19 protein-coding genes are annotated in these 21,768 nt (G+C 64.6%); 12 read left to right on the forward strand and 7 right to left on the reverse strand.

All coding sequences use genetic code 11. The annotated features are described in order from the left end of the window. Positions 1 to 82: 82 nt before the first annotated feature. Positions 83 to 490 (reverse strand): DUF3005 domain-containing protein, encoded by a 408-nt coding sequence (locus H3O04_RS03170; RefSeq protein WP_043886575.1) that lies wholly within the window; start codon positions 488 to 490, stop codon positions 83 to 85. A 278-nt stretch (positions 491 to 768) separates the two neighbouring features. Here H3O04_RS03170 and H3O04_RS03175 point away from each other — a divergent pair, with 278 nt between their 5' ends. Next, the gene (locus tag H3O04_RS03175; protein WP_043886573.1) at positions 769 to 1,002 is read left to right on the forward strand and encodes a hypothetical protein; all 234 of its coding nucleotides are present in this window, start codon (positions 769 to 771) and stop codon (positions 1,000 to 1,002) included. Between the two features lie 137 nt (positions 1,003 to 1,139). Then, the gene (gene epsC / locus H3O04_RS03180) at positions 1,140 to 2,060 is read left to right on the forward strand and encodes a serine O-acetyltransferase EpsC (protein ID WP_023474928.1); all 921 of its coding nucleotides are present in this window, start codon (positions 1,140 to 1,142) and stop codon (positions 2,058 to 2,060) included. Between the two features lie 163 nt (positions 2,061 to 2,223). On the opposite strand, the gene H3O04_RS03185 is transcribed toward epsC, so the two are convergent. From H3O04_RS03185 to H3O04_RS03195, 3 genes are all read right to left on the reverse strand, one after another. Further along, complete coding sequence (locus tag H3O04_RS03185; protein ID WP_202587123.1) at positions 2,224 to 3,027, reverse strand: SDR family oxidoreductase; 804 nt, start codon at positions 3,025 to 3,027, stop codon at positions 2,224 to 2,226. Beyond that, positions 3,027 to 3,662 carry a GTP cyclohydrolase I FolE gene (gene folE, locus H3O04_RS03190; RefSeq protein WP_011548713.1) on the reverse strand — a complete coding sequence of 212 codons (636 nt, stop codon included), beginning with the start codon at positions 3,660 to 3,662 and terminating at the stop codon, positions 3,027 to 3,029. Before folE ends, H3O04_RS03185 begins: the two co-directional genes overlap by 1 nt. A 96-nt stretch (positions 3,663 to 3,758) precedes the next feature. After that, entirely contained in the window at positions 3,759 to 4,685 is a 927-nt protein-coding gene (locus H3O04_RS03195) for a LysR family transcriptional regulator (RefSeq protein ID WP_202587124.1), read from the reverse strand. A gap of 116 nt (positions 4,686 to 4,801) precedes the next feature. Here H3O04_RS03195 and pobA point away from each other — a divergent pair, with 116 nt between their 5' ends. From pobA to H3O04_RS03230, 7 genes are all read left to right on the forward strand, one after another. Beyond that, positions 4,802 to 6,034, forward strand: coding sequence for a 4-hydroxybenzoate 3-monooxygenase (gene pobA, locus H3O04_RS03200; RefSeq protein WP_202587125.1), 1,233 nt, complete (start codon positions 4,802 to 4,804; stop codon positions 6,032 to 6,034). 144 nt (positions 6,035 to 6,178) lie between these two features. After that, positions 6,179 to 6,895: a 3-oxoacid CoA-transferase subunit A gene (locus tag H3O04_RS03205; protein WP_124592193.1), complete on the forward strand. Its 717-nt coding sequence runs from the start codon at positions 6,179 to 6,181 to the stop codon at positions 6,893 to 6,895. Positions 6,896 to 6,915: 20 nt separating this feature from the next. Beyond that, on the forward strand, positions 6,916 to 7,572 hold the full coding sequence (locus tag H3O04_RS03210) for a CoA transferase subunit B (protein WP_006482308.1): 657 nt from the start codon (positions 6,916 to 6,918) through the stop codon (positions 7,570 to 7,572). Between the two features lie 88 nt (positions 7,573 to 7,660). Further along, positions 7,661 to 9,019: a 3-carboxy-cis,cis-muconate cycloisomerase gene (locus H3O04_RS03215; protein ID WP_202587126.1), complete on the forward strand. Its 1,359-nt coding sequence runs from the start codon at positions 7,661 to 7,663 to the stop codon at positions 9,017 to 9,019. Between the two features lie 16 nt (positions 9,020 to 9,035). Continuing rightward, a complete protein-coding gene (pcaD, locus tag H3O04_RS03220; RefSeq protein ID WP_011548708.1) occupies positions 9,036 to 9,821 on the forward strand; it encodes a 3-oxoadipate enol-lactonase in 786 nt (261 codons plus the stop codon). A 10-nt stretch (positions 9,822 to 9,831) separates the two neighbouring features. Then, on the forward strand, positions 9,832 to 10,221 hold the full coding sequence (gene pcaC, locus H3O04_RS03225) for a 4-carboxymuconolactone decarboxylase (RefSeq protein ID WP_011356714.1): 390 nt from the start codon (positions 9,832 to 9,834) through the stop codon (positions 10,219 to 10,221). Positions 10,222 to 10,414: 193 nt separating this feature from the next. Next, positions 10,415 to 11,773, forward strand: a complete 1,359-nt coding sequence (locus H3O04_RS03230) for an MFS transporter (RefSeq protein WP_023474922.1) — start codon at positions 10,415 to 10,417, stop codon at positions 11,771 to 11,773. A 132-nt stretch (positions 11,774 to 11,905) separates the two neighbouring features. Here H3O04_RS03230 and H3O04_RS03235 read toward each other — a convergent pair whose 3' ends face one another. From H3O04_RS03235 to H3O04_RS03245, 3 genes are all read right to left on the reverse strand, one after another. Continuing rightward, entirely contained in the window at positions 11,906 to 12,154 is a 249-nt protein-coding gene (locus H3O04_RS03235; protein ID WP_011548706.1) for a hypothetical protein, read from the reverse strand. A gap of 108 nt (positions 12,155 to 12,262) precedes the next feature. Further along, positions 12,263 to 12,880 (reverse strand): LysE family translocator, encoded by a 618-nt coding sequence (locus tag H3O04_RS03240; RefSeq protein ID WP_124592195.1) that lies wholly within the window; start codon positions 12,878 to 12,880, stop codon positions 12,263 to 12,265. 521 nt (positions 12,881 to 13,401) lie between these two features. Beyond that, a complete protein-coding gene (locus tag H3O04_RS03245; RefSeq protein WP_124477400.1) occupies positions 13,402 to 15,687 on the reverse strand; it encodes a TonB-dependent receptor in 2,286 nt (761 codons plus the stop codon). Positions 15,688 to 16,025: 338 nt separating this feature from the next. On the opposite strand from H3O04_RS03245, the gene H3O04_RS03250 reads away from it, so the two are divergent. Genes H3O04_RS03250 through H3O04_RS03260 form a run of 3 tightly spaced genes read left to right on the forward strand, consistent with a single transcriptional unit; the run spans position 16,026 to position 21,736 of the window. Next, a complete protein-coding gene (locus H3O04_RS03250; protein WP_124477401.1) occupies positions 16,026 to 17,174 on the forward strand; it encodes an efflux RND transporter periplasmic adaptor subunit in 1,149 nt (382 codons plus the stop codon). A 13-nt stretch (positions 17,175 to 17,187) separates the two neighbouring features. Further along, positions 17,188 to 20,280: an efflux RND transporter permease subunit gene (locus H3O04_RS03255; RefSeq protein ID WP_124477402.1), complete on the forward strand. Its 3,093-nt coding sequence runs from the start codon at positions 17,188 to 17,190 to the stop codon at positions 20,278 to 20,280. Beyond that, positions 20,267 to 21,736, forward strand: a complete 1,470-nt coding sequence (locus H3O04_RS03260) for an efflux transporter outer membrane subunit (protein ID WP_226240849.1) — start codon at positions 20,267 to 20,269, stop codon at positions 21,734 to 21,736. The genes H3O04_RS03255 and H3O04_RS03260 overlap by 14 nt, the downstream gene beginning before the upstream one ends. Positions 21,737 to 21,768 lie beyond the last annotated feature (32 nt).

Below are 21,768 nucleotides of genomic sequence, written 5' to 3' on the forward strand. Positions count from 1 at the left end.
ACGCGCCGGTTCATCGCCATCGATCATCGTGACCGGCCGATAGCGCCTCTCAAACGAACGACCGATTCAAACGCCGCGCCGGCTATCTCGGCACGACCGTCAGCTCGATGACGCGCTCCGGCCGGCGGCTGTGGCCGGGCCAGTATGCGCTGCCGTACATCCGGTGAACGGGGCCGAACGGCGCGTCGCCCGCGGGCGGCGTGTCGAAGCCTTTCTCGATCACCGTGTAGCCGGCGCGCAGCGCAAACGCCGGATGGTTGCCGTCGGGGCGGCTGTCGAAACCGGCGAAGCCGTCGCCGGCCTCCGGCATCGCATTGACGAGCGACGCATTGCTGCGCGTGATCTCGTCGGGCGAGATCGGCCCGACCCCGGCGAGCCGCGACGCTTCGCGGTGCTTGCCGTCGGTGTCGACCGTGCTGTCGTGCGTGTCGTCGTTGTCGAGTTCGATGCTGCGCGGATGCGCACGACCTGTTTGAGCGGAGGATTCCATCGCGGCTCTCCTGGCGGCGACACGCTCCGGATCGAAGCAAATCCCGTTCCGGGCACGACGGGAAAAGGCGCGCGGGCGATCGCCGCGGTCGCGCGACGCGCACTGATTTGTCATGATTTATTTCAGCTAGAAGACGCGTTTTCTACAGAGTATGATTCTTTTCCTGCGAAGCGGCGACAGGGGATGAAGTCTCGCCGCCTCTGCCCGCGCCGGGGCGCCGCAGCACCCTTAAAGACGGGTAGCGAACAACAAAGCAAGGGACTAGAGGTGGCGGATTCATGCAAGCGACTACTGCTTTCACGCACCGCGGTTATCTGTTGAATTGCGCGCCCGCACGCGCCAGTGACGGTTCATTCAAGCCCTACGTCGTGATCTCCCGATCGAGCGACGGGGAGCTCGTGGCGAACCGGTTTTTTCCGATCGAGCTCCAGTTCAACGACGAAGGCGACGCGATCGCGCACGCGCGCGACTGGGCCGTGCGCTGGATCGACGCGAGCAGCGTCTCGATGTGACGCCGTCGCACGCGTGCGGCGCTGGCCGTCCGGCCGATCCCCGGGGTGCCGCTCCCGGACAAAAAACGCGGTAATCTTGCGGAACCCGTCACTTTATTAGCGGCCGCGCATCCGCGCGCGGCTGCCCGCATTAGCTTATGTCGACATCACCCGCCCGTCAGTGGGGCCTCGAAGAAATCGTCGCCGGCTTGCGCGAGTCGCGCGAGGAACTCCATCGCACGCGCCATCCGCGCGGCATCCGCGAACTGCCGTCGCGCGATGCGATCTGCAAGATTGTGACCGGCCTGCGCGCGTCGATGTTTCCGACGCACTACGGCGCGCCCGACCTGACCGACGAAAGCGTCGACTTCTACGTCGGCCACACGCTCGAAAGCACGCTGCGCATCCTGTCCGAGCAGATCCGCCGTGCGCTGCCGTTCCTGCCCGAGCATGTCGATACGCCGTTCGCCGAGCTCGACGAACGCGCGTTCGAGATCGCGCGCGAGTTCGGCCGGCAGTTGCCGGCGATCCGCGCGCTGCTCGTCAGCGACATCCAGGCCGCGTACGCGGGCGATCCGGCCGCGCAGCACATCACCGAGATCCTGCTGTGCTACCCCGGCGTGTTCGCGATGATGCACCATCGGCTCGCACACGCGCTGCACCAGCTCGGCGTGCCGCTGCTCGCGCGGTTCATCAATGAAATCGCGCACTCGGCCACCGGCATCGACATCCACCCCGGCGCGCAGATCGGCCCGAGCTTCTTCATCGATCACGGCACCGGCGTCGTGATCGGCGAAACCGCGATCATCGGCGAGCGCGTGCGCGTGTACCAGGCCGTCACGCTCGGCGCGAAGAGTTTCCCGGCCGATGGCGAAGGCGCGCTGGTGAAGGGCAATGCACGGCACCCGATCGTCGAGGACGACGTGGTGATCTATGCGGGCGCGACGATCCTCGGTCGCGTGACGATCGGGCGCGGCTCGGTGATCGGCGGCAACGTGTGGCTCACCCACAGCGTGCCGCCCGGCACGAGCGTCGCGCAGGGCAAGGTCCGCGAAGGCGGGAGCGCCGAGAAGCCGTAACGCGGTGGGCGAATGCGCGGGCGTCGTTCCGCGCAACGCGGCGGATGACGCGCAATGGTTCGGCGGCCGGGCCGCCGTCGCGCGCGCTCGGGCGTGAGCGGCGCGAAGCCGGCTCGTCCCGGCGCACGAAGGCGGCGTGCAGCCGCCTGCGTTCATCGAAGCCTCAGTGCTTGCCGTCCGGCGAGCGGTGCTTGTACAGCACGTCCTGATCGACGCGGATCAGGTTCTGGCCCGCATCGACGACGAAATCCACGCCGTTGTACGCATTGCCCGTGAGCAGCAGGATCGCGCTGGCGACGTCGTCGGGGCCCGCGATGCGCGCGAGCGGCGTCGATGCGCGGCTCGCGTGTTCGAAGTCGGCCTGCGTCTGGTCGTCGCTCGGCAGCATCAGCCCCGGGAACACCGCATTCACGCGCAGCACCGGCGCGGACGACAGCGCGAGCATCTGCGTCAGGTTGCCGAGCGCGGCCTTCGCGACCGTGTAGCTGAAATGGTCGCGGTGGAAGTTTTCCTTGATCTTCTGGTCGACCACGTTCACGACGACGCCCTGCGTGCCGGCCGCGCGAGCCCGCTCGTAGAACGCGCGCGTGAGCAGGATCGGCGCGCGGCAGTTGACGGCCCACGCCTGGTCGAACGCGGCGAGATCGAAGCTCGGGAAATGGTCCTGCCAGAATACCGACGCGTTGTTGACCAGCACGTCGAGGCGGCCGAAGCGCGCATAGACCGCATCGATCAGCGCGGTGATCTGCGCGGCATCGGACAGGTCGGCCTGCAGCGCCACCGAATCGTGCCCGCGTTCGGCAATCGCGCGGGCGGCGGCGTGCGCGGCATCGGCCGAACGGTCGTAATGCACCGCGGTGCGATAGCCGTGCGCGGCGAAATACTCGGCGAACGCGCGCCCGGCCCGGCGCGCGGCGCCGGTCACGAGCACGACGGGCGCGTGCGCCGTTTGCTTCGTCTGCTCCATCAGGTATTCGTCAGGTTGACCGAGGAAGGATTCGCGACGATCGACAGGAATTCGCGACGCGTCGACGGATCGGTGCGGAACGTGCCGAGCATGCGCGACGTGACCATCTCGACGCCCGGCTTGTGCACGCCGCGCGTGGAGATGCACTGGTGTGCGGCTTCGAGGATCACGCCGACGCCCTTCGGCTGCAGTACGTCGAACAGCGTGTCGGCGATCTGCACGGTCATCTTTTCCTGGATCTGCAGGCGCTTCGCGAACGCGTCGACGAGGCGCGCGAGCTTCGAGATGCCGACGACGCGATGGTTCGGCAGATACGCGACGTGCGCGCGGCCGATGATCGGCACCATATGGTGCTCGCAGTAGCTCTCGAAGCGGATGTCCTTCAGCACGATCATTTCGTCGTAGCCGTCGACTTCGCTGAACGTGCGCGCGAGGATGTCGCGCGGCTCCAGCGCATAGCCGGCGAAGAACTGCTCGTATGCGCGCACCACGCGCGCGGGCGTGTCGAGCAGGCCTTCACGCGCGGGATCGTCGCCGGCCCAGCGCAACAGCACGCGGACGGCGTCTTCGGCTTCTTCACGGCTCGGCCGCGAGGCGACCGGCTGGGGCTGTGTGGTTTTCTTTCCCTTACCCATGTAGTGGCTCCATCGAAGGCCGCCTGCGGCGGCCGATATCCGGCCATTGTTTCATGCTTTCGCCGCTCGTGCGTGCGTGCCGCCGCGCCTCCTTCCTCACTTCGGCCATTCGTCCTGTTCGTCGTTGAACAGCGACGCGACGACGCCACGCAGCCACGCGGTGCGCGGGTCGTTGTGGTACTTGCGATGCCAGTGCTGTTTCAGGTCGAAGCGCGGCAACGCGAGCGGCGGCTCGACGGGCACGATGAACGCGTGCTCGGCCGCATACGCATAGCCGATCGCGTGCGGCACCGTCGCGATCAGGTCGGTGCGGCTCAGGATGAACGGCAGGCTCATGAAGTGCGGCGTTTCGAGCACCGCGCGGCGCTGCATGCGCTGCTTGGCCAGATATTTCTCGAGCACCTCCTGGCTGCGGCCTTCGGCGCGCACCACCGCGTGCCCGCACGCGAGGAACTGCTCGACCGTGAACGGCGGCGTCTGCTCGAACGGATGGCCGCGTCGCATCAGGCAGACGAACCGGTGCGTGAACAGCCGCTGCTGGAAGAAGTTGTTGCCGTCGAGATCGGGGAAGTAGCCGACTGCAAGATCGATCGACCCGGCTTCGAGGCCGCGTCCGACTTCGTCGTGCGCGAGCGAGACCGAACGCAGGTTCGCGTGCGGCGTGTGCATCGCGAACGCCTGCAACAGCTTCGGCAGGAACACGATCTCGCCGACGTCCGACAGCGCGATCGAGAACGTATGCGTGCTCGCGGCCGGATCGAAGTCGTGCGGCGCGACGAGGCCGCGCTCGATCTGCGCGAGCGCGTCGCGGGCGGCCGGCAGCAGCGCCAGCGCGCGCGGCGTCGGTTCCATGCCGCGCGACGTGCGCACGAACAGCGGATCGCCGAAGTATTCGCGCAGCCGGCCGAGCGCCGTGCTCACGCGCGGCTGGCTCACGCCGAGCAGGTCGCCCGCCCGGCTCACGTTGCGCGTGTCGTCGAGCGCGACGAGGTAGGGAATCAGATTCAGATCGAGCGTTTCCATGGCCGGGCCGGTATCTCCAAAACGTATACAACATATCTCCTGAATCGCGTTGCCGCATAGTCGGGAAAGCGCTCAAATGTGTTCCACGATTCGAATTAATGTTCTGGAGACGAACAATGCGCACCCAAGTCGCGATCATCGGCGCCGGTCCGTCCGGCCTTCTGCTTTCCCACCTGCTGCGCCTGCAAGGCGTCGATTCCATCCTCGTCGAGGCGCGTTCCCGCGAATACTGCGAGAACCGCATCCGCGCCGGTGTACTCGAGCAGGGCACGGTCGACACGCTGAACGAAGCCGGCCTCGGCGACCGGATGCGCCGCGAGGGGCTCGAACATCACGGTATCGAGCTGCTGTTCGACGGCCAGCGCCACCGTATCGACCTGTCCGAACTGACCGGCGGGCGCGCGATCACCGTCTATAGCCAGCACGAAGTCGTGCGCGACCTGATCGCGGCCGGCATCGAGCACGGCCATCGGATGCACTTCGAAGTGAGCGACGTCGCGCTGCACGACGTCGAAAGCGAGCATCCGTTCGTCACGTTCAAGCACGCGGATGGCCGCGCGGACCGCATCGACTGCGATTACATCGCCGGCTGCGACGGCTTCCACGGCATCGCGCGCCAGACGATTCCCGCCGAGCGGCTGAACACGTTCGAGCGCGTCTACCCGTTCGCATGGCTCGGCATCCTCGCGGACGCGGCGCCGTCGCTCGACGAGCTCGTGTACGCACATCACGACAACGGTTTCGCGCTGTTCTCGATGCGCTCGCCGACGGTCACGCGCCTGTACCTGCAATGCAAGCCGGATGAAGACCTCGCCGAATGGTCCGACGCACGGATCTGGGACGAACTGCACACGCGCTTCTCGAACGACACCGGCTGGACGCCGACCGAGGGCCGGATCACGCAGAAGAGCGTGACGCCGATGCGCAGCTTCGTGTCGGAGACGATGCAGCACGGCCGCCTGTTCCTCGCCGGCGATGCCGCGCACATCGTGCCGCCGACCGGCGCGAAGGGGATGAACCTCGCGGTGGCCGACGTCCGCGCGCTGTCCCGCGCGCTCGGCGCGCGCTACCGGACGGGCGACGCGACGCCGCTCGAGCGCTATTCGGCGACCTGCCTCGAACGCGTGTGGCGCGCCGAGCACTTCTCGTACTTCATGACGAACATGCTGCATGCGTCGCCGGACGACTCGCCGTTCGTCAATCGCCTGAAGGTTGCGGAGCTGAAATACGTGACGCGTTCGCGAGCGGCCGCGCAGTCGCTCGCCGAAAACTACGTCGGTTTGCCGTTCGACGACGCGACGGCCCCCGAGGGAACCCGCCTTGACAACGCGCTGTGCGCGACTCTATGATCGGCCCATCGTTCGCTAATCGAATCTAGGTTCGAATAGCGAACAAAAGCCGAGGGTCGACGACGGCCTCCGGCGCGGCACGCGACACGCGCGTGTCCCCTCGACAGGCCGCGCACGAGCCGCGGGTTCGCATCAGGAAGAGACATGGTCAACAAGATTTTCGAATCGCTTCAGTCGGCGGTTGCCGACGTCCACGATGGCGCGACAATCATGATCGGCGGCTTCGGCACGGCCGGCATGCCGTCCGAACTGATCGACGCGCTGATCGAACAGGGCGCGCGCGACCTGACGATCGTCAACAACAACGCGGGCAACGGCGAGACGGGTCTCGCAGCGCTGCTGAAGGCGAAAAAGGTGCGCAAGATCATCTGTTCGTTCCCGCGCCAGAGCGACTCGCAGGTGTTCGACGCGCTGTACCGCGCGGGCGAGATCGAGCTGGAGCTCGTGCCGCAGGGCAACCTCGCCGAGCGCATCCGCGCGGCGGGCGCCGGCATCGGCGGCTTTTTCACGCCGACCGGCTACGGCACCAAGCTCGCCGAAGGCAAGGAAACGCGCGTGATCGACGGCAAGCCGTATGTGTTCGAGACGCCGATCCACGCCGATTTCGCGCTGGTGAAGGCGTACAAGGGCGATCGCTGGGGCAATCTCGTGTATCGCAAGACCGCGCGCAACTTCGGGCCGATCATGGCCAGCGCCGCGAAGGTCGCGATCGTCCAGGTGTCGGAAGTCGTGCCGCTCGGCGCGCTGAACCCGGAACACATCGTGACGCCGGGCATTTTCGTGCAGCGCATCGTCGAGGTGCCGCAGGCCGCGCACGCGACCGAGCTGGCCGCCGAGCACGCTGCATCGCAAGCCGCCTGACCCACCTGGAGCAAACCGACATGAAACGACTGACTCGCGATGAAATGGCCAAGCGCGTCGCCCAGGACATCCCCGAAGGCGCGTACGTGAACCTCGGCATCGGCGTGCCGACGCTGGTGGCGAACCACCTCGACCCGAGCAAGGAGATCTTCCTGCACAGCGAGAACGGCCTGCTCGGCATGGGCCCGGCGCCCGCGCCCGGCGAGGAAGACGACGAACTGATCAACGCCGGCAAGCAGCACGTGACGCTGCTCACCGGCGGCGCGTATTTCCACCACTCGGATTCGTTCGCGATGATGCGCGGCGGCCACCTCGACTACTGCGTGCTCGGTGCGTTCCAGGTGTCGGCGAACGGCGACCTCGCGAACTGGCATACGGGCGCGCCCGATGCGATTCCGGCCGTCGGCGGCGCGATGGACCTCGCGATCGGCGCGAAGCAGGTGTTCGTGATGATGGAGCACCTGACGAAGCAGGGCGAGAGCAAGATCGTCGCGCAGTGCTCGTATCCGGTCACCGGCGTGCAATGCGTGAGCCGCATCTATACGGATCTCGCCGTGCTCGACGTGACGGCCGACGGCCTCGCGGTGAGCGAGATCTTCACCGACCTGTCGTTCGACGAGCTGCAGAAGCTGACCGGCGTGCCGCTGATCGACGCGACGCAAAAGGCCGCCGCCTGAACGGCAAGCATGCCGGTGCGCGCATTCGAGCGCACGCCGGCACGCTTGGGTAGACAATAGGCGCACGCCGTTTCCCCATTCCGATGCCATGCTCGAAGACAGCGCCCGCCTGACCTCCCTGATTTGCGGCACCGAGCCGCTCAACCGGATCTGGTCGCCCCGCGCGACGATCCAGCGGATGCTCGACGTCGAGGCCGCCCTCGCGCGCGCGCTCGCCGCGCAGCAGGTGATTCCCGCCGCCGCGGTCGAGCCGATCGAACGTGCGTGCGACGCCGGTCGGCTCGACGCCGAGGCCCTCGCGCACGGCGCGGCGCTCGGCGGCAATCTCGCGATTCCGCTCGTCAAGCAACTCACCGCGCAAGTGAAGGCCGACGACCCCGAGGCCGCGAAGTTCGTGCACTGGGGCGCGACGAGCCAGGACATCATCGATACCGCGACCGTGCTGCAGTTGCGCGACACGCTCGACGTGCTCGAGCCGCTGCTCGACGAAGCCTGTGCATCGCTCGCGGCGCTCGCGCGCACCCATCGCGCGACGCCGATGATCGGCCGCACGTGGCTGCAACAAGCGCTGCCGATCACGCTCGGCCTCAAATTCGCCCAATGGCTCGATGCGCTGCTGCGCCATCGCGCGCGTTTTGCCGAGCTGCGCGAGCGCGCGCTCGTGCTGCAGTTCGGCGGCGCGGCCGGCACGCTCGCGAGCCTGCGCGAGCATGCGGCCGGCGTGAGCGCCGCGCTCGCGGCCGACCTGAAGCTCGCGCTGCCGGCCGTACCGTGGCATACGCAGCGCGACCGCATCGCGGAAGCCGCGTCGTGCTTCGGGATGCTGACCGGCACGCTCGGCAAGATCGCGCGCGACGTGTCGCTGCAGATGCAGACCGAAGTCGGCGAGCTCGGCGAACCGGCGGCTGCCGGCAAGGGTGGCTCGTCGACGATGCCGCACAAGCGCAACCCGGTCGGCTGCGCGGCCGTGCTGACGGCCGCCGTGCGTGCGCCGAACCTCGTCGCGACCGTGTTCGCGGGGATGGTGCAGGAGCATGAGCGCGCCCTCGGCGGCTGGCAGGCCGAATGGGATGCGTTGCCCGATCTCGCGCGCCTGACCGGCGGCGCGCTCGCGCAGATCGCGCAGATCGTCGCGGGCCTCGACGTGAACACCGACCGCCTCGCCGCGAACCTCGACCTCACGCACGGGCTGATCCTCGGCGAAGCGGTGATGCTCGCGCTCGGTGATCGTATCGGCCGGCTCGATGCGCATCACGTCGTCGAGCATGCGTCGAAGGAAGCCGTGCGCACCGGGGCGACGCTGTTCGACGTACTCGCCGCCGATGCGACCGTGTCGGCGCACCTGTCGCGCGACGCGCTGGCGCGGCTGCTCGATCCCGCACATTACGTCGGCGAGGCGCAGGCCTATGTCGACGCCGTGCTCGCGCTGCACGCGGGTGCGAAATAACCAGGAGAACCTTGAGATGCCTTTCGCCACTGTCAACGGCGTGAAACTGCATTACCGGATCGACCGTGCCGCACGCGACGACGCGCCGTGGCTCGTTTTCTCGAACTCGCTCGGCGCCGATCTGCAGATGTGGGCGCCGCAGATCCGCCCGCTCACGCAGCACTTCAACATCCTGCGCTACGACACGCGTGGCCACGGCCATTCCGACGCGCCGGCCGGTTCGTACACGATCGAGCAACTGGCGGGTGACGTGATCGGCCTGCTCGACCACGTCGGCATCGACTGCGCGCATTTCTGCGGCATCTCGATGGGCGGGTTGACGGGCGCCGCGCTTGCCGCGCGCTACCCGTCGCGCATCGTGCGCGCGGTGCTGTCGAATACCGCCGCGAAGATCGGCTCGCCGGAAGTGTGGGCGCCGCGTGCGCAGAAGGCGCGCGCCGAAGGGATGGCCGCGCTCGCCGACGCCGTGCTGCCGCGCTGGTTCACCGACGCATTCGTCGAACGCGAACCGCGCCTGTTCGATGCGATCCGCGATACCTTCGTGCATACCGACAAGGACGGCTATGCGGCGAACTGCGACGCGCTCAACGCGGCCGACCTGCGCGAGGAAGTGAAGGGCATCGCGTTGCCGGTGCTCGTCGTGACCGGCGCGAAGGACATGTCGACGCCGCCCGACCAGGGCCGCGCGCTTGCCGCCGCGATTCCCGGTGCGCTGCACGTCGAATTCGACGCCGCGCACATTTCGAACATCGAGTGCACCAGCGGTTTCAACCGCGCGTTGCTCGATTTCCTGACTGCGTGAGGCACCGGCGATGGACGACCAGGAACGTTATGAAGCAGGAATGAAGGTGCGCCGCGCGGTGCTCGGCGACGCGCACGTCGACCGTTCGATCGAGAACCGCACCGAGGTGACCGACGAATTCCAGAATCTGATCACGCGCTATGCATGGGGCGAGATCTGGACCCGCGACGGGCTGCCGCGTCATACGCGCAGCCTGCTGACCATCGCGATGATGGTGGCGCTGAACCGCGGCGAGGAATTGGCGCTGCACCTGCGCGCCGCGCGCAACAATGGCGTGACGCGCGACGAGATCAAGGAAGTGCTGCTGCAGACCGCAATCTATTGCGGCGTGCCGGCCGCGAATTCCGCGTTCCATCTCGCGGACAAGATCTTCAAGGAACAGGATGGCGCTGCTGGTTAAGCGCCGGCAGTGATCCGATCGCGCGGCCCGCTGATGCTGGCGAGCCGTGACGATCAACGAGCGCACCGGCAGCGAATCGGTGTGTGAACGAAGGAAAGGCGCGGCCATGAGGCCGCGCTTCTTGCATATATCAATGTTGGATGCGACCGATCGAGCGCTGACGCGCCCACTTCGGCCGACAAGGAGACTAGCGATGAATCGCACACCCGTGGTCGATGTCCAGACCTTCATCAACGAGCAGCCGTTCGGCGGCTTTCAGTGGCTCGTGTTCCTCATGTGTTTCGTGATCGTGCTGCTCGACGGCTTCGATACGGCCGCGATCGGCTTCATCGCACCGTCGTTGCTGGGCGAATGGAACCTCACCAAGCCCGATCTCGCGCCCGTGTTGAGCGCCGCGCTGTTCGGCCTCGCGTGCGGCGCGCTCGTGTCGGGCCCGCTGTCCGACCGCCTCGGCCGCCGCTCGCTGCTGCTCGGCTCGGTGTTCCTGTTCGGCGTCGCGTGCCTGATGTCGGCGTTCTCGAACACGATCGGACACCTGACCATCCTGCGCTTCATCACGGGCGTTGGGCTCGGCGCGGCGATGCCGAACGCGGTCACGATGATGGGCGAATTCTGCCCGGACAAGCGTCGCGCGACCGTGATCAACCTGATGTTCTGCGGCTTCCCGCTGGGCGCCGCGTTCGGCGGGTTCCTCGCTGCGTGGATGATTCCGCATTTCGGCTGGCGCAGCGTGCTGATGCTGGGCGGCGTGACGCCGCTGCTGCTCGGCGTGTTGTTGCTGCTGAAGATGCCGGAATCGGTGCGCTTCATGGTCGCGAGCGGCCAGTCCATCGACAAGATCCGCGCCACGCTCGCGCGCATCTCGCGCGACGCGCTGAACGCCGGCTCGTTCGCATTGACCGAAGCCGCGCCGCAGACGGGCGGCAAGGGCCTCGGCGTCGTGCTGTCGCGTTCGTACATCGTCGGCTCGGTGATGCTGTGGCTCGCGTACTTCATGGGCCTCGTGATCTTCTACGCGTCGATCAACTGGATGCCGATTCTGCTGAAAGATGCGGGGCTGACGCCGAAGAGCGCGACGCTGATCTCCGCGCTGTTCCCGCTCGGCGGCGTGGGCGCCGTGCTGTGCGGCGTGCTGATGGACCGCTTCAACGCGAACCGCGTGATCGCCGTGTGCTATGCATTGACGGCGGTGAGCGTGTATGCGATCGGGCAGGCGGCCGGCAACGTCGGCTTGCTGGTGCTGGTCGTGTTCGTGGCCGGCGTGCTGATGAATACCGCACAATCGTCGATGCCGGCGCTGGCCGCCGCGTTCTATCCGACCGAAGGGCGCGGCACGGGTGTCGCGTGGATGCTCGGCGTCGGCCGTTTCGGCGGGATCGCCGGGTCGTTCCTCGTCGCCGAACTGACGCGCCGGCACTTCTCGTTTGCGGGTGTGTTCGCGACGATCGCCGTCGCGGGCGTGCTCGCGTGTGTCGCGCTGTTGATCAAACAAATGGCGCGGCCGCATGGCGTGGCGCACCCGGCAGGCAAGATCGAGTCGCTCGGGCATTGAGCGACGGGCGGGCCGGTGCGTGGCGCCGGCCCCGTGCATGATCGATTCAGGCTGGTCGCGAGCAGATCGACCGGCGGACGACAGCAGACCGGGCCGCTTTCGCGGCCCGTCGACATTTCGGCCGTCGTACCGTTACTCCTCCGCGTCGTGTTCCTTGACGAAGTTGCGCAGATACGCGCGCAGCGCGGCTTCCCGGCCGCGATGATCGTCGTGGTTCGCGGCGCCCATGCCTTCCTCGTCGCCGAACAGCGTCGGTGGCGCGCAGTAAGTGCCGACTTCGATGTTCTCGCGCAGCACGCGGATATCGTGCGTGAGCGGGTGATATTCGGCGATCCAGTGCATGCCTTCGATGTGCTCGCCCGCTCTCAGCATTGGCTTCATCAGCAATCTCCATGCAGAGCAGCGGTGCAACCGCCGAAGCGGCTGCACGCGCCCGTACCGAAAGGGTACGCCTGCATCACGTGAAGCTCAACGGGCGCTTGTGAGCGCTCACTGCGGCAGCAAATGGGCGACGAGCGGATACAGCGACAGAATCAGCAGCACGGCCATCGTCACGTTGAAGAGGTGCAGCGCGCGGGGATTCGACAGGAAGCGCCGCAGGCCGAGGCCGAACGCGGCCCACAGGCAGATGCACGGGAAGCCGATCAGGATGAACACGACGGACATCCATGCGGCATTCATCCCGTAATCGGCGGACAGCCGGATTGTCGTCGCGGCGGTCAGCACCATCATCCACGCCTTCGGATTGACCCACTGGAACGCGGCGGCTTCGATGAACGTCATCGGCCGCGGCTTGGCGCCGTGCGCCTTCACTTCGCCCGACGTGCCGATGCGCCACGCGAGGTACAACAGGTACGCGACGCTCGCGGCTTCGAGGATCGTGTACAGCAGCGGCAGGCGCTTGAACGCTTCGCCGAGGCCGAAGCCGACGCACAGCATCAGGATCGCGACGCCGATGCTGATGCCGAACAGGTGCGGCATCGTGCGGCGGAACCCGAAGTTGACGCCGGATGCGAGCAACATCGTGTTGTTCGGGCCGGGCGTGATCGACGTGACGAGCGCGAACAGCATGCCGGCGGGCAGCGCGCTGAGGGTGAGGAATTCCATCGCGGATTCTCCATTCGGTTCGAGGCTGGGATGGAGATCAGTGTAGCGATGGTTTTCTGTACAGTACCGGTACAGTTGTGTTGTCGATTGCCGGTACGGGGATGTTGAATCCCTTTGTGTGTACGAAAGGGGTGTTGTTTCTCAGAAAAGATGTCCGCAGTCTCAATAGGTTGTCTTCGAATAATTGGCCGCCTTCTGCACATTAAGGGTGTAACCTACCTCCCTATGCGGGAATGATCGTGGAAAATTTTCCAATATCGGATTTTTCATGCATGTTTGGCCGAACTCGCCCTGTTGTTGTTTTCGTATTGGAGGCGCTTACCTGCCCGTTTAACGTTTGAAGTTCGTCCGCGCAAACTTACGGAGAAATCGATGCTCCGGCACGTTGAGTCGGATGTAGCATGCAATTGTCCTTCGAGTGTTTCGCTCGGCATCACGGGGGGGATGGCATCGGCTCCCGCAATCGTGTGAATCTTGTGGAGAAGCGAAGGTAGATGACAAGATGCCCATACTGACGGCAATCAAAAGCTTTTGGTCAGACCTACCCCCAAAGTACGGCCGCGACCGACCGAAACCAGCTGCATGCCCGAGTACAGGCTGCCGAAGGTTTCATAGCGCTTGTCGAAAAGATTGCGGCCGAACAGATAGACTTCGAGATCCTTGTTTTTCCATCCAATCTGGGCATTCACAAGGCTATAGGCATCAAGGTAATAAGATTTGTCGATATCCGCGGTGCGCTTGCCTGTGTATTGGTATTGAAGGTCGGCAGAGAGCTTGCCGGGCAAATGAATCGCCTTGGCTGAGGTTTCGTATTGCAGCCCGGCCGTCGCCGTCCATTTCGGTGTGTTCGGAACAGGATTGCCAGTGACCGTATTGACCGCGGCGCCGTTGGCTCCGAGTTCGCTATGGATGTAGCCGACGCCCCCGGAGAAGCTCAAGCCTTCAGCGATGAGCGCGCGCGCCTGCAATTCGAAACCACTGGTCTTGTAGTCCTGGTATGTCGTCCGAAAGGCGCCAAGCGACGGATCGAGATAGGACATGACACCGTTCTTGATGTCGTTGTGATAGACGCTGGCATCGATCTGAAGACGATGGCTGAGAAGATCGGCCTTGACGCCCGCTTCGTAAGTCCACCCCAAAGCGGCCGGATAGGGGTTGCCCACGATGCCATCGACCGGATAGCTAAAGAGCGGGTACACCCGTGACGCGTGACCACGAGCCACCGACACGTAGCTTTGAATGTCGTTCGTCCACTTGAAGGACAGTGCTACCCGACCTGTCGGATAGGTTTGCGACGTTGAATTGGAGCCGGTCAGCGAAGCGAGGCCCAGGGAGTTGTCCTGCTTCATCTCGATATTGTCATGGCTTACCCGACCGCCGATCGAGAACTCCCAGCGGTTCGCAAAGGGGATCGAAACGTCCCCGAACAGTCCTAGATTGGTCGTGTCGAGATTGCTTTTCATCGCGACTGAGCCGGAATACGGAGGCGGCGCGCACTGCGTACTGCTGCACCAGCGTATGCCGTTGGTTCGCATGGCACTGGCACCGACGACCCAGCGAACCGGGGCACCCTCGAGTGAATTCAGCCGAATCTCCTGGCTGAAGATGTTCTCCTGATCCGTCGAGTGGCCCACGTTACTGGATGCGGGGAACCCGATCGCGTCATAGACAAGTTTGTCCACGAGATCGAGTTCGCTTTCCAGCTTGTTGTGCTGGTAGGAACTGATGGAAGTGAGCTGGAAATTCTTGAAAAAATGCTCGACGGTCACGGTGGCGCCCGCTTGCGTTGTCTTCAAGTCCGGCTCGGTCAGGATGCCACTGGTCGGAAACTGACTGGCGCTACGCAGGACATAGAGCGGGGAGTTAGCCTGATCATGCAAATAGTTACCCGTCACTGTGATGAGCGTGTCGTCCAGCCCCGTGAAGCGTAGTCCTCCACGGAATGCGCCTATGTCGCGCTTGCCCAGCTTGTCGGTGTAACGGCTACTGATATCGCCATTCTCATGGCCATAACGGATCGCCATCCGTCCATCAAGTTGTCCGGGCACGATATTGCCGCCAAGAACTGCCTCGCCCATGCGATAGCCGTGATCGCCGACCTCGGTTGTCACGTGAACATCCCGAGTTCCGTCAGGCTGCTTCGTGACAACGTTGATGGCGCCGCCCAGCGCATTGGTTCCCCATAGCGTGCCTTGGGGACCGCGCAGCACTTCGATATGGTCGACGTCGAGCAACATGTTCGACGCGCTCATCATGCTGTTCGGCACACCATCGACATTGAATGCGATCGTGCCATCGGAGTAGTTGGCAGGCGTCCCAAGTGAACTGACACCGCGAATCGAGAACCACTGGGAGCCTGTGGCGCGGCTGACCCATTGCACATTGGGCGCATGGCCGGCGATAGCCACACCTGGGTCGAAGGGCGATTCCTTCAAGGTCTTCGCCTGCAGAACCGTGATGCTTTCAGGCACATCCTGAAGGCGTTCGGTTGTTTTCCGGGCGGTGACCGTGACGGGCTCAAGGACAGTGCTCTCTGCGCTCGATGCCGACGTGCCGCTATCCGGCGACTCAGTGGTTGATTGCGCTTGCTTTCCTTCGGTAGCGAACACGTCTGGAGCAGCGACGGCGACGGCTGCGGCAATCGTTGCGTTGAGCAATGTATGTCGGACGGTACGGACGACACGCAAGCCACACGCCGGGAGCCCTTCGCGCATCGCATCGATCGAGCCTGAACTTCTGCCAAGGGATTGATGAAAGGGAGAGCGATGTACCGCGCATTGCCCTTCAATATGAGGCGTGTTAGACATTAAACGAGACTCATTTGCATTATCGGGATCATCAATTTACCGATTCGCCGACACACCTCCGTAGCGAGATTTGGCCAATTCCTTGTTCAATCAGGCCAAGTGTATGTCTTTCCATCGAGATGGCCGTATTGCGAAATAAATTGACTAGATTTCGCAGTGTAGAAGTGTGGTTGCACGGGTAGGCTGCGCCTCATCGTGGCCTGCCATGCCTGTTCTCTGGCCGGCCGAGTACTTCGTCCTACCCGAGGAATACCCGTGCACTCACATATCATCGGTAGATCGGCCATGCGTGGCCGTTCAAGCGCCATCTCGATCCCCTTTGCTCAAGCGGGGCGCGCATGAGCACCGCCGCTATCTCCCGTACCAAACCCATTGTCATAAGCGTTGTTGGGCTGGTCATTGTCTTCGGCCTGCTGTATGCCTGGCGCGCTGTTCGAAGCGGCGGCGCAGAACAACAGGCCATGCCGCCGATGCCTGTCTCGACGATCCGCGCAGAGCCTCGCAGTGTGGCCGACGAGTGGCAGGCCGTTGGCAGCCTGCAAGCCGTGCATGAAGTGCTGCTGGCTCCCGATACCTCGGGGCGAGTGACCGCCGTCAATTTCGACGCAGGCCAGTCCGTGAAGGAAGGGGCGGTGCTGATTCAGCTCTACGATGCCCCCGAACAAGCAGATCGTGCCGCTGCCGTGGCCAAAGCCGATTTCGCCCAGTTGCAACTCAGGCGTTCGCAAGCGTTGGCGCCTACCGGTGCGGAACCGCGCGAATTGCTCGAACAACATATGGCGGACGCTGCCCAGACTGCGGCGGCAGTCCGGCAACTGGACGCACGCATTCAGCAAAAGTCGATTCGCGCGCCGTTCTCCGGTCGGTTAGGTATCCGACGGATCAACCTGGGTCAGTATCTCAATGCCGGTGACGCGATCGCCACGCTGACCCAGCTCGATCCGCTCTATGTCAACTTCACGTTGCCGCAGCAGGATATGTCCAGGCTGACGTCGGGCGCACCTGTTCAGGTAACGGTGGATGCTGTGCCGGGGAGGGTATTCACCGCCAGGATCAGCGCCATCGAACCGCGTATCGATGGAGAAACCCGCAATGTGGCCGTTCAGGCGCTGTTGCCCAATACCGACCGGTTGCTGAAACCCGGCATGTATGTGACGGCGCGGCTGGTATTGCCCGCCACGACGGACAATATCGTATTGCCGCTGACGGCGATCCAGACTTCGGCCTCTGGTGACAGTGTGGTGGTCGTGAAAGGGGCCGACGCGCAGGGAGTCGGCAAGGCGGTTGCCGTGCCGGTCATCACCGGCCGCCGGCTCGGGGAGGAGGTTCTCGTATCCCAAGGCGTCAAGCCTGGCGACATCGTGGTGATGGCTGGCCAGAACCGTCTTCCGCTCGGTGCGATCGTAAAAATCAACAGCACGCCCCCTTCGGCAACGGCGACACCTGACGCCCCGGCCGTTGTGTCCTCCAGCGCCAGCGCGCGGTAAAGGAAACCACGCCATGCGCTTTACAGACATCTTCATCCGTCGGCCCATCCTGGCACTGGTCGTCAGCCTGCTCATTCTGCTGATGGGCGCCACGTCGATTTTCCTGTTGCCGGTGCGGCAATACCCCTATCTCGAAAACGCCACCATCACGGTCAGTACCACGCTGCCTGGGGCAACCCAGGACGTGATGCAGGGTTTCGTGACCACGCCGATCGCGCAGTCCATCGCCACGGCCAGCGGTATTGAATACCTGAGTTCGACCACCACGCAAGGCAAGAGCGAGATCAAGGCGCGATTGGTGCTCAACGCCAACGCCGATCGCGCGATGACCGAGATCCTTGCCAAGGTGCAGCAGGTCAAGTACCAGTTGCCGGCGGGCATCACCGATCCGGTCATCAGCAAGTCCACCGAGGGCGGTACAGCGGTGCAATACATCGCCTTCTACAGCAAGACGCTGTCGATCCCGCAAGTGACGGATTTCGCATCGCGGGTTGCACAGCCTCTGCTCACCAGCATTCCGGGGGTGGCCTCGGCGGACGTCTATGGCGGCCAGACGCTGGCCATGCGCATCTGGATCGACCCGGTGCGGTTGGCCGCGCGCGGGCTGTCGGCCGGCGAGATATCGGCCGCGCTGCGCGCCAACAACGTGCAGGCCGCGCCGGGCCAGCTCAAGAGCGCGCTGACCGTCACCAACATTAGCGCCGCCACCGATTTGCGCAGCGTCGAGGACTTCCGCCAGATGGTCGTGAAGTCGAGCCCCGGCGGAGGCGTAGTGCGGTTGTCGGATGTCGCCACCGTGGAAATAGGCGGCCAAAACTACAATAGCCTCTCGTTCGCCACCGGCATACCCGCGATCTTCGTCGCTATCCAGCCCACGCCGGCCGGGAACCCACTGGAGATCGTCAAGCAGGCCAACGAACTGCTGACCAGGATTCGTGCAATGGCGCCCCCAGGACTGACGGTAGCGCCTAACTACAACGTAGCGCGCTTCGTCAATGCTTCGATCGAGGAAGTAAAACACACGCTGGTGGAAGCCATCGTGATCGTGATCGCGGTGATCTTCCTGTTCCTCGGCACTTTCCGCGCGGTGATCATTCCGGTCGTCACCATTCCGTTGTCGCTGGTCGGTACCGCTGCGTTGATGCTGGTCTGCGGTTTTTCGATCAACCTGTTGACACTGCTGGCGATGGTGCTGGCGATCGGTCTGGTGGTGGACGATGCCATCGTCGTGGTGGAGAACATCCATCGACACATTGAGGAGGGGCTGACACCTGTGCGCGCGGCCCTGCTCGGCGCACGCGAAATCGTCGGGCCGGTGATCGCCATGACTATCACGTTGGCGGCGGTCTATGCGCCAATCGGCATGATGGGTGGACTGACCGGCGCGCTGTTCAAGGAGTTCGCCTTCACATTGGCGGGCTCGGTCATCGTCTCGGGAGTGGTCGCGCTGACGCTCTCGCCGGTGATGAGCTCGATGCTGCTCAGTTCCAGGCAGGGCGAGGGACGGCTGGCGAAGCGGGTCGAGCACTACATGGAAGGGCTGACGGCATTCTATGGGCGCCTGCTGGCCCGCACGCTAGCCGCTCGCGGTGCGGTGCTGCTGGTCGGTGTGGCCGTGCTGGCCGCCATCGCGGTGCTGTTCACCGGCACTCGCCGCGAACTGGCGCCGACCGAGGATCAAGGCGCCGTCATCGTCGTCACCAAGGCCCCGCAATATGCGGGCGTCGGCTACACCGCCCGCTATGCTCAGCAGATCGAAAAGCTGTTCGAGCAGATTCCCGAGTTCGACAGCAGTTTCATGAATATCGGTGACTCCGCCGGTGGCCAGAACATGATGCTCGGTGGCGCGATCCTCAAGGACTGGTCGAAACGCAAGCGGTCGGCCACCGAGATCCAGGGGCAGATTCAAGCCGCCGGCGGCGCCATCGACGGCGAGACGTTGACCGCCGTGCAGTTGCCCCCGCTACCGGGTTCCAGCGGCGGCCTGCCGGTGCAGATGGTGCTGCGCTCGCCCGACGACTTCAGGACGCTGTACGAGACAGGCGAAAAGATCAAGGCAGCGGCATATGCCAGCGGTCTGTTCCTCTACGTGCAGAACGACCTGTCCTACGACAGCCCGCAGGCGCACATCACGATCGACAATGCGAAGGCCAGCGAAATGGGGGTAACCATGCAGTCTGTCGCCGATACCCTTGCCGTGCTGGTCGGCGAAAACTACGTCAATCGCTTCAACTTCCACGACCGCTCCTACGACGTGATCCCGCAAGTGCGCGGCGCCGAGCGTATGACACCGGAAGACCTCGGGCGTTTCTATGTCAAAACGACCTCCGGCGCGCTGGTGCCATTGTCAACCGTGACGCATGTCGAGATGCGCCCGCAAGCGAACCAGCTCACCCAGTTCGGCCAGATGAATTCGACCACGCTCGAAATGCTGCCGGCGCCGGGCGTGAGCATGGGCGAGGCCGTGAAGTTCCTGCAATCGCAGCCGCTGCCGCCCGGCACCAGTGTGGACTGGCTCAGCGACAGCCGCCAGTTCGTGCAGGAAGGCAACCGTCTGCTTGTCTCATTCTGCTTCGCGCTGGTGGTGATCTTCCTGGTGCTGGCGGCGCAATTCGAGAGCCTGCGCGATCCGCTGGTGATCCTGGTGACCGTGCCGCTGGCAGTCTGCGGTGCGCTGGTGCCGCTGTGGCTGGGCTTTGCCACGCTCAATATCTACACCCAGATCGGATTGGTCACCTTGATCGGCCTGATCTCCAAGCACGGCATCCTGATGGTCACTTTCGCCAACCATATCCAGCACCATGAAAACCTGAGCCGCATCGAGGCGATCGAGAAGGCGGCGGCGGTGCGGATGCGTCCTGTCTTGATGACCACCGCGGCAATGGTTGCCGGCCTTGTGCCGCTGTTGTTCGCAGACGGCGCAGGCTCGGCCAGCCGGTTCTCCATCGGAATCGTGGTGGTGATGGGCATGATGGTCGGTACCTTCTTCACACTGTTCGTACTCCCAACCATCTACAGCTTCATCGCCAAGGATCACCGGGTAACGGCGGAAAGTTCTCGCGCCCGCGAACTCGCTACTGCGGAGGCTCCCGATGTCGCCCTTTAAACCGGTTCCTGCGATGCGTATTGTGTCGCGTCCGGCGACGCTTCCCTCTCCGCGCGCTGCCTTCATGGCGGTGGCCGTCGCCGTGATCACCGCAGGTTGCGCCAGCGGCCCCGATTACCACGCGCCGGCCTTACCAGAAACCGCAGCAGGCCCCTTCGTCAGTCACCCGTCCAATACGGCTGTTGCCGAAGCGCTGCCCGCGAACTGGTGGAAGCTGTATGACGACCCCGCGCTCGACAAGCTGGTGCAGGAAGCCTTGTCGGCCAATACCAACCTGCGCGTGGCGATGGCCAACCTCGATCGCGCGCGGGCCATCTACACGGAAGCGCGCAGCGGGCAATTCCCTTCGACCAGTATGTCAGGCGGCGTGGGATACGGGCGCGATCAGACCACGTGGTCCGGCACCGGCCAGGTCCCCGCGCAATGGAGCTACAGCGCAGGCCTCGACGTCTCCTATGAACTCGACCTGTTCGGTCGGGTCAGGCGCGACATCGAGGCTGCTCGCGACGACACCGATGCAGTCGCCGCCGCCTACGATGCCGCCAGGGTAGTGGTTGTTGCGGAGACGACGCGGGCCTATGTGGACGCCTGCAGCTACGGTGAGTCCGTCGGCGTGGCGCACTCGTCCGTCGAGCTGGCACAGCGCAGCCTGGATCTCATCGACAGCCAGGCGCACGCTGGCTCGGCGTCGCATCTGGATGTCGAACGGGCTGGCGTCACGCTGGCTCAGGCCCAGGCCGCATTGCCGCCCTTGCAAGGCCAGCGCGAAGCCGCACTGTTCGAGCTGGCCGCGTTGACGGGGCGCACGCCCTCGCAAGTGCCTGAACCGGCGCGTGCCTGCACCAAGGCTCCCGAGATTTCCGGTGCGTTGCCGGTTGGTGATGGCACTGCGCTGCTGCGTCGTCGCCCCGACGTGCGTCAGGCCGAGCGCCAACTGGCGGCGGATACCGCCCGCATCGGCGTGGCCGTGGCGGATCTCTATCCGCGTGTCACGCTGGGCACCTCGGGTAACTACCTGCGCAACGACTACCTGAAAGGCAATCGCACCTTGTCCTTCTCTTTCGGGCCGCTCATCTCGTGGACGTTCCCCAACATGATGGTGGCTCGCAGTCGCATTGCGCAGGCGAAGGCACAAAGCGCGGCGTCGCTGGCCAGCTTCGACGGTGCCGTGCTGAATGCACTGAAGGAGTCGGAGCAATCGTTGAGCGCCTATGGCGCGGCGATGCAACAGCGCGATGCGCTGGTAGAGGCGCGTGACCGGGCCGAGAATGCCTTCCGGCTGGCCGACCAGCGTTACCGCGCCGGCTCCATCAGCTATCTCGACGTGATCGTCGCACAGACCAGTCTGATCGACGCGAAAGCCCAGGTGGCCGCTGCTGACCAGCGAGTCGGTTCTGCGCGAGTCAGCGTATTCAAGGCGCTTGGTGGTGGCTGGGACCAGGCCAGTACGCAGTAATGCTTGAGGGCATCGGCGCGTGGGCGATCTCA

It is taken from the genome of Burkholderia sp. KCJ3K979, from assembly GCF_016759955.1.
GTDB lineage: Bacteria > Pseudomonadota > Gammaproteobacteria > Burkholderiales > Burkholderiaceae > Burkholderia > Burkholderia orbicola.

Excerpts from the sequence above, each read along its gene's own strand:
- H3O04_RS03170 (WP_043886575.1), bottom strand. The coding sequence starts at position 490 with ATGGAATCCTCCGCTCAAACAGGTCGTGCGCATCCGCGCAGCATCGAA.
- H3O04_RS03175 (WP_043886573.1), top strand. The coding sequence starts at position 769 with ATGCAAGCGACTACTGCTTTCACGCACCGCGGTTATCTGTTGAATTGC.
- epsC (WP_023474928.1), top strand. The coding sequence starts at position 1,140 with ATGTCGACATCACCCGCCCGTCAGTGGGGCCTCGAAGAAATCGTCGCC.
- H3O04_RS03185 (WP_202587123.1), bottom strand. The coding sequence starts at position 3,027 with ATGGAGCAGACGAAGCAAACGGCGCACGCGCCCGTCGTGCTCGTGACC.
- folE (WP_011548713.1), bottom strand. The coding sequence starts at position 3,662 with ATGGGTAAGGGAAAGAAAACCACACAGCCCCAGCCGGTCGCCTCGCGG.
- H3O04_RS03195 (WP_202587124.1), bottom strand. The coding sequence starts at position 4,685 with ATGGAAACGCTCGATCTGAATCTGATTCCCTACCTCGTCGCGCTCGAC.
- pobA (WP_202587125.1), top strand. The coding sequence starts at position 4,802 with ATGCGCACCCAAGTCGCGATCATCGGCGCCGGTCCGTCCGGCCTTCTG.
- H3O04_RS03205 (WP_124592193.1), top strand. The coding sequence starts at position 6,179 with ATGGTCAACAAGATTTTCGAATCGCTTCAGTCGGCGGTTGCCGACGTC.
- H3O04_RS03210 (WP_006482308.1), top strand. The coding sequence starts at position 6,916 with ATGAAACGACTGACTCGCGATGAAATGGCCAAGCGCGTCGCCCAGGAC.
- H3O04_RS03215 (WP_202587126.1), top strand. The coding sequence starts at position 7,661 with ATGCTCGAAGACAGCGCCCGCCTGACCTCCCTGATTTGCGGCACCGAG.
- pcaD (WP_011548708.1), top strand. The coding sequence starts at position 9,036 with ATGCCTTTCGCCACTGTCAACGGCGTGAAACTGCATTACCGGATCGAC.
- pcaC (WP_011356714.1), top strand. The coding sequence starts at position 9,832 with ATGGACGACCAGGAACGTTATGAAGCAGGAATGAAGGTGCGCCGCGCG.
- H3O04_RS03230 (WP_023474922.1), top strand. The coding sequence starts at position 10,415 with ATGAATCGCACACCCGTGGTCGATGTCCAGACCTTCATCAACGAGCAG.
- H3O04_RS03235 (WP_011548706.1), bottom strand. The coding sequence starts at position 12,154 with ATGAAGCCAATGCTGAGAGCGGGCGAGCACATCGAAGGCATGCACTGG.
- H3O04_RS03240 (WP_124592195.1), bottom strand. The coding sequence starts at position 12,880 with ATGGAATTCCTCACCCTCAGCGCGCTGCCCGCCGGCATGCTGTTCGCG.
- H3O04_RS03245 (WP_124477400.1), bottom strand. The coding sequence starts at position 15,687 with ATGTCTAACACGCCTCATATTGAAGGGCAATGCGCGGTACATCGCTCT.
- H3O04_RS03250 (WP_124477401.1), top strand. The coding sequence starts at position 16,026 with ATGAGCACCGCCGCTATCTCCCGTACCAAACCCATTGTCATAAGCGTT.
- H3O04_RS03255 (WP_124477402.1), top strand. The coding sequence starts at position 17,188 with ATGCGCTTTACAGACATCTTCATCCGTCGGCCCATCCTGGCACTGGTC.
- H3O04_RS03260 (WP_226240849.1), top strand. The coding sequence starts at position 20,267 with ATGTCGCCCTTTAAACCGGTTCCTGCGATGCGTATTGTGTCGCGTCCG.